The organism is Ideonella sp. B508-1, from assembly GCF_000333615.1.
Taxonomy (GTDB): Bacteria; Pseudomonadota; Gammaproteobacteria; order Burkholderiales; family Burkholderiaceae_C; genus Ideonella.
The window spans coordinates 1-5632 of the sequence record NZ_BADL01000568.1 but is presented as its reverse complement, the minus strand read 5'-3'; the positions used below and the strand labels follow the sequence as shown (position 1 = coordinate 5632).

The window sequence follows — 5632 nt, the reverse complement described above, 5'->3', positions numbered from 1 at the left end:
AGGATCTCGTTCGCGGTCGCATCGCCTTGCGAATCGGTCGATCCCCGCACGTAGATCACCTCCGCACCCTTGGCGCGCGCTGCGAACTCGGCAACCGCTTTGCGGCCGTCGTCCGTGAGCTTCGATTGCGCATACGCGAAGAACACTGTTGCCTTGCGCACGTCGGCCGCGGCCGGGGCCGGCTTGTCAGCAGCCTTCGCCGGCAGCGGTGCCGGCGCCGCTGCGGCCGGCAGGGGTTGCGCGGCTGGCTGCGAGGCCTGCGCCACGAGGCGCTTCGGTGTTGGAGCCTGAAGTGCACCAACAACCAGAGTCCTCTCCGGCTCAGTTCTCGCCGGCTCTTCAACGTCCATCGTTCGATAGCCACCAAGCACCGGAGTCTTTGCCGTTGGGGCTGCGCATGGGTTGCACGGCTCGAAGTAGCCTTGCCCGTCTGCCCCACGCACCTGCTGCACGCCCACAGGCGTAGGAAAGCCCATCAATTGCGCGCGTGGCCGCTCCGGCACCGGCGTCGAACAGCCGGCCACGGCCACTGCGGCTGCTGCGAGCGCTCCATACATGGCAAGGCCCTCATATGGCACCCCTTGTCTTGCCGGACGCATCAGCTTGGCTCGGCGCTTGCCCTTGCGCGTGAGTGCGATCTGCACCGACTGCCCTCGCGGCTTGAGCTGCACCGTCCCGTGCTCGATGTGCCGCTTAACCGCCACCGTGAGGCGGGTCAGCTCGTCGATGTTCTCGGCCGATCCAGGCGCTGCCTGCCGGATCAGCGCTCTCACCCCGATGACGGCGCCGCCATCGAGGGCCTTGATGATGGCGGCCGAGTCTGCCGCCGTTGGGGCGAGTGTTTTCATTCCGGTCCTTTAGCCCTTGACGACTTCCTTGAAGCCGGCGCCAGGCGTGAAGCGCGGCCGCACGCCCTCGGGGATCACCAGCTTTTCGCCGGTCAGGGGGTTCCGCCCCGGCCGCGCAGCCACCTTCGCGCGCTCGAACTTACCGAAGCCCGTCAGCTTCACTTCACCACCACCAGCCACCGTGTTCTGCACTTGGCCAATGAAGCTGTCTAGGAAGCGCGCCACCGAGGCTTTGGATGCCTCGGTGTCCTCCGCGATGGCGTCGATGAGTTCTTGTCGGTTCATGTTGGTCCCTTCTGGTCACAGTTGAAGAATCCACGCAAGCCGCGTGAAGGTTGCGGGCACAAGCCCGTCGAAATACTCGGTCTTGGCCAGGTGCATGGCTGCTGTCGTTGGGAAACCGTCTTCGCGGTTGTCCACGGCCCCCCACAGCTCGATGTCGTGCCGCTCCACCAGCTCAAGGATCTGGTCCTCACGAACCCCGCGACAGTCCGGCGTCGTGCCCAGCACGCGGTCCCGAAGATCCACCGAGAAGAACTGGCGAAGCTGCTCCACCGTGTGTGTGTTCTTCCAGTTCGAGGAAACAACGACATCCACGCACCTGTGCTCGCGTAGCCAAGCCTCCAGCAGCGGCAGGTAGATCGGCGAGCCCGATTGCGCCGGGTGCAACACGCCGTCGATGTCCAGCATCAGCACGCGCCTGGCCGGCGTCCGAGACAAGTGCCCGTTGGGTTGCTTGTCGGACCGGGAAGGGGAGGGCGGCACGGTTTGGGTTTCGCGCGCGAAACCCGTCCCAGCCAGCCACTTCGCCCCGAAGCCCATGGAGGCGAGGATGTCACCCAGCATTTCGTCTTACCGAGCGAAGTCCCTGGCGGTATCGCGCGCCTGGTCCTTGGCCGGCTCCTTGCCTTGTTCGTAGACCTGGCTCTTCTCGGCGCCGTACTGGATGGCCACCTTTTCGCCGGCCTTAACCTCCCGGTCCAGATTTCCCTTCTCGAAGCGCACGGCCACGTCGTCCGACAGCTTGACGAGCGCGTGCTGTGACGATGCCGCCACGACTTCGCCCTTCACGTCCCGTTGCAGTTCGCCTGCGTCCCGAACGCTTCTGATTCCCCGAGCCTCTGCCGCCAGGTCGATGACCCTCTCTGATTCCGCCTTGGTGACGGAACCCTTCGGCACCTCCCCGCGTTCGAGCTGGTGACAAAGCTCGGACCTTGCCGCGAAGTAGCTGCGCTCGCGCTCATCCTGGCTGGCTGTCGGGCTCATCTGCTGACGCAGATCCCGGAGCTGCGCGTAGGCCCCATCCAGCTCGGGGTGCTTGGCCAGGGCCTCGCCTTTCGGGAGGTGGTTGAACGCCTCCGCACGCTGGAACTCGGGGCTCTGCTCGATTCGCGTCAGCTCGCCCCGTGCCGTCTCCAGCTTGCCTTCGATGGCCTTGTCCGGCTGCTGCGTGCGCTGCTTGGCCAGCGCCGCGATGTCTTCGAGGGCCGACACGTAGTCCCGCTTTTCTGCGTGCGACCAATCGCGCCCCCGTTCTTGCTCAAGTGCCTGCGCCGCCTCGGGGGGCTTCTTCCACTCCCCGCGCTCCTGGGCGTTCTCGTACACCGGCCGCTGGTTGGAGTCGTAGACCTTGATGCGGTCCACCAGCTTTTCGGCCTCCAGGGCCGCAACGCTGCGCGGTATAGCCGCGAAGGCCGCATCGTGCTGCTCTTGGTTCACGAAGCGGCCTGTGCCGCGCTCGCTCACCTGTTCTTCAAACCGCAGCCGTGCCCGCGTGATGGATGTTTCCGGGTTCACGGCCATGACTCGGGCCTCTACGTCGTACCCGGCCTCCTTCAGCCTGGTCGCCAGCTCCCGGATGTTCTCCGGGTTGCGCATCGTCCCGTCAACGACGAGATTGCGCTTCTCTTCGATGGCCGTCATCGTGAGCCGCGTCGCCCACTCGCCGGCCTCCTTCTGCGTGCGGTCGGCCGCGTTCTGAGGGTCGTCGCGCGAGAGCTGCTTGTAGCGCGGGTTTTCCTCGCGCATCCTGTCGGCGTCGATCACGACGGCACCGCCGCTCTGCCGCATTTCCCGCACAGCCTCCCCGGCCAGCTCGGATTTGCCGGAGCCGGGCTGTCCACCCAGGATCACTGCCCGAGGGTTCTCCTGCGGTTGCGTGCGCTCCAGCGCATCGCGCTCAACGCCCTTGTAGGCGTTCTCCATCGCGTACTTGGACACGTCCCCAGCCATGGCAGCCCCTTACTGGTAAAGGGCACGCGCCTGCGGGCCGTAGGTTGCGATGGCGGCCTCGATCCCGGCGATGTCCTTCGTGTCGAGCGCTTCGCGGGTGTCCCGCAGCGCCTTCTTCGCAGCCTCTGCCGCAGCGATCACCGCCTGGTCGGGCTCCGGCTTGTCCAGCTCGTTGGCGATCACCTCCGAATGATGGGCGATCACTGCGCCGATCACGTCGCATGCCACCTCGTACCGGACGCCTGCGCGGTTGAAAAGTTCGCTGCCCACCTTGATCCCCTTGCCTTGTTGGCCATGACGGCCGAATGCGGCCTTGTCGCCGCCGTAGCCCATCACCACTTCGATCAGGCCGAAGGGCATACCCTCGGCCGCCACCAGGCGCTGTCCAGCGCCGTCTTCGTTGAACTGTTCAGCCAGCGGATAGACCTTCGTCATCAAGTTCCTTTCAGTCGTTGTTCGAGTTCTCGCCGCGCTTGTTGCCGTACTGGTGCAGCGGCCACAGCCATGCATGGGTCAGGCGGAACCTGAGCCTGTCGATGGCACTCAGCCGAGCCCAGCTCTTGTGCTTGCTCATGTCCATGCGTCGATTGACCACCAGGCCTGCCACCAAGAACGACAGCAGCAAAGCGCCGATGGTCTTGCCCTGGAGAATCCACAGCAGCGCCAGTAGCGTCAAAACCGTCGATGCGATCGACACCATGGCCGTCAACACCGGCCCGCCGAACATCCTGGCCTTCGCCTGCTTGTTCAGCGCCCGCTCCTGGCTGGCCCTTTCAATGGCCTGCCCGAACGCCTCTCCCTCGCGTCGGTGCGTGATGGCGTGGATGTACTCCCAAAACCACCAGACGCACATGGCAGCCCACACCGACACCGAGAACAGCATTTGCAGCCCGCTCATGAGTCAACTCGCGCTCGGCCGCTCGGCCTTGTCTTCGTCCGGCAGGCCGGCGAAGTCGCGCCAACCCATCGTGAACACCATGACGGTCACGCACACCAGCACCAGACCTTGGTAGACCCCGTACACGGTCGCCTCGGTCGCCTGGATCGCGTCGGCTACAGGCATCGCCCGCCCTCCGCCGATGCGCTTGCAGTCAATCGCCTTGTCGGCAGAGCGCCTGCCGCAGTCGAAGTCCATCACCGAGCCAACGGGCGCGTTCCGAACCGCCGTGTCCGCCCAGGCGTAGATGCCCGTGATCGTGTCGTGGATCGGCGAGCCGCCCAGCAGCGTGATGACGATTGCCAGGCCCCCAAGCGCTTGCGCTGGCCAGCTCACGAAGACTTGAAATAGGCGCTTGCCCACATGCCGCGCCACCCGCACATGCTTGGTGTTCCAGTCGATCTTCTTCATGTTCTCTCCCATCCCTTTCATGAACTCGCCAGGGTGCGTTCTCGCTCCATCTGCATCGAGTCGCGGCCGCGGTCGCGCTGCGGCTCTTGCCCTCGCTCGTAGACCTGGCTTTGCTCCTTGCCGTACTGGATCGAAACCGAATCCCCGGTGTGAACGTCCCGGCTGAGGTTGCTGCGCTCGTACCGCACGGCCACCATGTCGCCGACCTTCAACATCGCGTGGTGTGAAGACACCGCCACCACCTCCCCGTGGAACTGGCCGCCGAGCCGATCAGCGTCACGGACCATCAGGCCCCGGTACGTGGCCGCGTTGTCGATGACCCGGCGAGATTCCTCCATGCTCACGTTGCCGCCGACCGACTTTCCTTCGTGCAACTCGCGCGAAACTTCGGCCCTGACCGCCTCCACGTCACCGCCGCTGCGCTGGGCGTCGTACAGCCGCTTGAAGGCGCCATCCAGCTCAGGGTGCTTGCCCAGCGCCTCCCGCTGGCCCTCGCGCCCTTGGGCCTTGTCGAAGGCTACGGCGCGCTCCACTGTCGTGATTTCGTAGAAGACTTCCTTGATGGGCTCAAGGTTGCCCCGGGCCGATTGCTTCGCGGCCTCGTTCCATGTCTGTTTGTCCACGCGCCCGTAATCGAGGGTGTGCCCCGACTCCTTGGCCAGCTCGTTCATGTACTCGCGCGTGGTGCGGCCGTTTCCTTCTCTGAACGGGTGCAAGTCATTGACTGCTGCATACACCTCGCCCATCTTGGCCGCGAACTCTTTGCGATCCAGGCCTCGCATGTAGTTGGCCTCTTCGACCGTCACCTTGATGAACTCGGCCTTCAGCGGGATGTCTTCCTTCAGCGCGAACACGGTTCGATCACTGGCTGGCCCCTTGGCGATGTCCACGGTCCTGACCTCGCCAGCCCACTCGTAGACATCCTTGAACACCTGCCGGTGGATGTCGCGCATGTGGTCCAAGCCGTAGTCCCCCTTGATGGGGTTCTCCTTCAGCTCCTGAATCCGAACGGCCGTCACGCCGCGCTCGAAGCGCTGAAGCTCGCCCTGGTCCCTGATGTCCGCCTTGTTCTTCAGAACCGGCGTCCCTGGGTAGGTGTAGTCCTCCCAAGCGCTCATGACGCGCCCTTGGACTTGGCTCGCTCCACGTAGAACGCCACCGCCTGGTCGGGGGTCAGCTCGCCGGCCGCGCCTTCTCTGGATCG

At 65.0% G+C, this 5632-nt stretch carries 8 protein-coding genes; all 8 read right to left on the bottom strand.

The window, feature by feature from the left end; genetic code table 11:
- On the bottom strand, positions 1-848 hold an 848-nt coding region (locus I73_RS33365; protein ID WP_159105919.1), incomplete at its 3' end, for a hypothetical protein.
- 9 nt (positions 849-857) lie between these two features.
- Entirely contained in the window at positions 858-1133 is a 276-nt protein-coding gene (locus I73_RS22285; protein WP_022982642.1) for an HU family DNA-binding protein, read from the bottom strand.
- A gap of 15 nt (positions 1134-1148) precedes the next feature.
- Complete coding sequence (locus I73_RS22280; RefSeq protein ID WP_022982641.1) at positions 1149-1694, bottom strand: HAD domain-containing protein; 546 nt, start codon at positions 1692-1694, stop codon at positions 1149-1151.
- 6 nt (positions 1695-1700) lie between these two features.
- Positions 1701-3068 carry a zeta toxin family protein gene (locus I73_RS22275; RefSeq protein WP_234409584.1) on the bottom strand — a complete coding sequence of 456 codons (1368 nt, stop codon included), beginning with the start codon at positions 3066-3068 and terminating at the stop codon, positions 1701-1703.
- Between the two features lie 21 nt (positions 3069-3089).
- Complete coding sequence (locus I73_RS34260) at positions 3090-3515, bottom strand: hypothetical protein (RefSeq protein WP_022982639.1); 426 nt, start codon at positions 3513-3515, stop codon at positions 3090-3092.
- Between the two features lie 10 nt (positions 3516-3525).
- The gene (locus I73_RS22265; RefSeq protein ID WP_022982638.1) at positions 3526-3978 is read right to left on the bottom strand and encodes a hypothetical protein; all 453 of its coding nucleotides are present in this window, start codon (positions 3976-3978) and stop codon (positions 3526-3528) included.
- 3 nt (positions 3979-3981) lie between these two features.
- Positions 3982-4428, bottom strand: a complete 447-nt coding sequence (locus I73_RS22260) for a hypothetical protein (protein WP_148289889.1) — start codon at positions 4426-4428, stop codon at positions 3982-3984.
- 17 nt (positions 4429-4445) lie between these two features.
- Positions 4446-5546: a Fic family protein gene (locus I73_RS22255; protein ID WP_022982636.1), complete on the bottom strand. Its 1101-nt coding sequence runs from the start codon at positions 5544-5546 to the stop codon at positions 4446-4448.
- Positions 5547-5632: the final 86 nt, after the last annotated feature.

Excerpts from the sequence above, each read along its gene's own strand:
- I73_RS22265 (WP_022982638.1), bottom strand. The coding sequence starts at position 3,978 with ATGAGCGGGCTGCAAATGCTGTTCTCGGTGTCGGTGTGGGCTGCCATG.
- I73_RS22260 (WP_148289889.1), bottom strand. The coding sequence starts at position 4,428 with ATGAAGAAGATCGACTGGAACACCAAGCATGTGCGGGTGGCGCGGCAT.
- I73_RS22280 (WP_022982641.1), bottom strand. The coding sequence starts at position 1,694 with ATGCTGGGTGACATCCTCGCCTCCATGGGCTTCGGGGCGAAGTGGCTG.
- I73_RS22285 (WP_022982642.1), bottom strand. The coding sequence starts at position 1,133 with ATGAACCGACAAGAACTCATCGACGCCATCGCGGAGGACACCGAGGCA.
- I73_RS22255 (WP_022982636.1), bottom strand. The coding sequence starts at position 5,546 with ATGAGCGCTTGGGAGGACTACACCTACCCAGGGACGCCGGTTCTGAAG.
- I73_RS34260 (WP_022982639.1), bottom strand. The coding sequence starts at position 3,515 with ATGACGAAGGTCTATCCGCTGGCTGAACAGTTCAACGAAGACGGCGCT.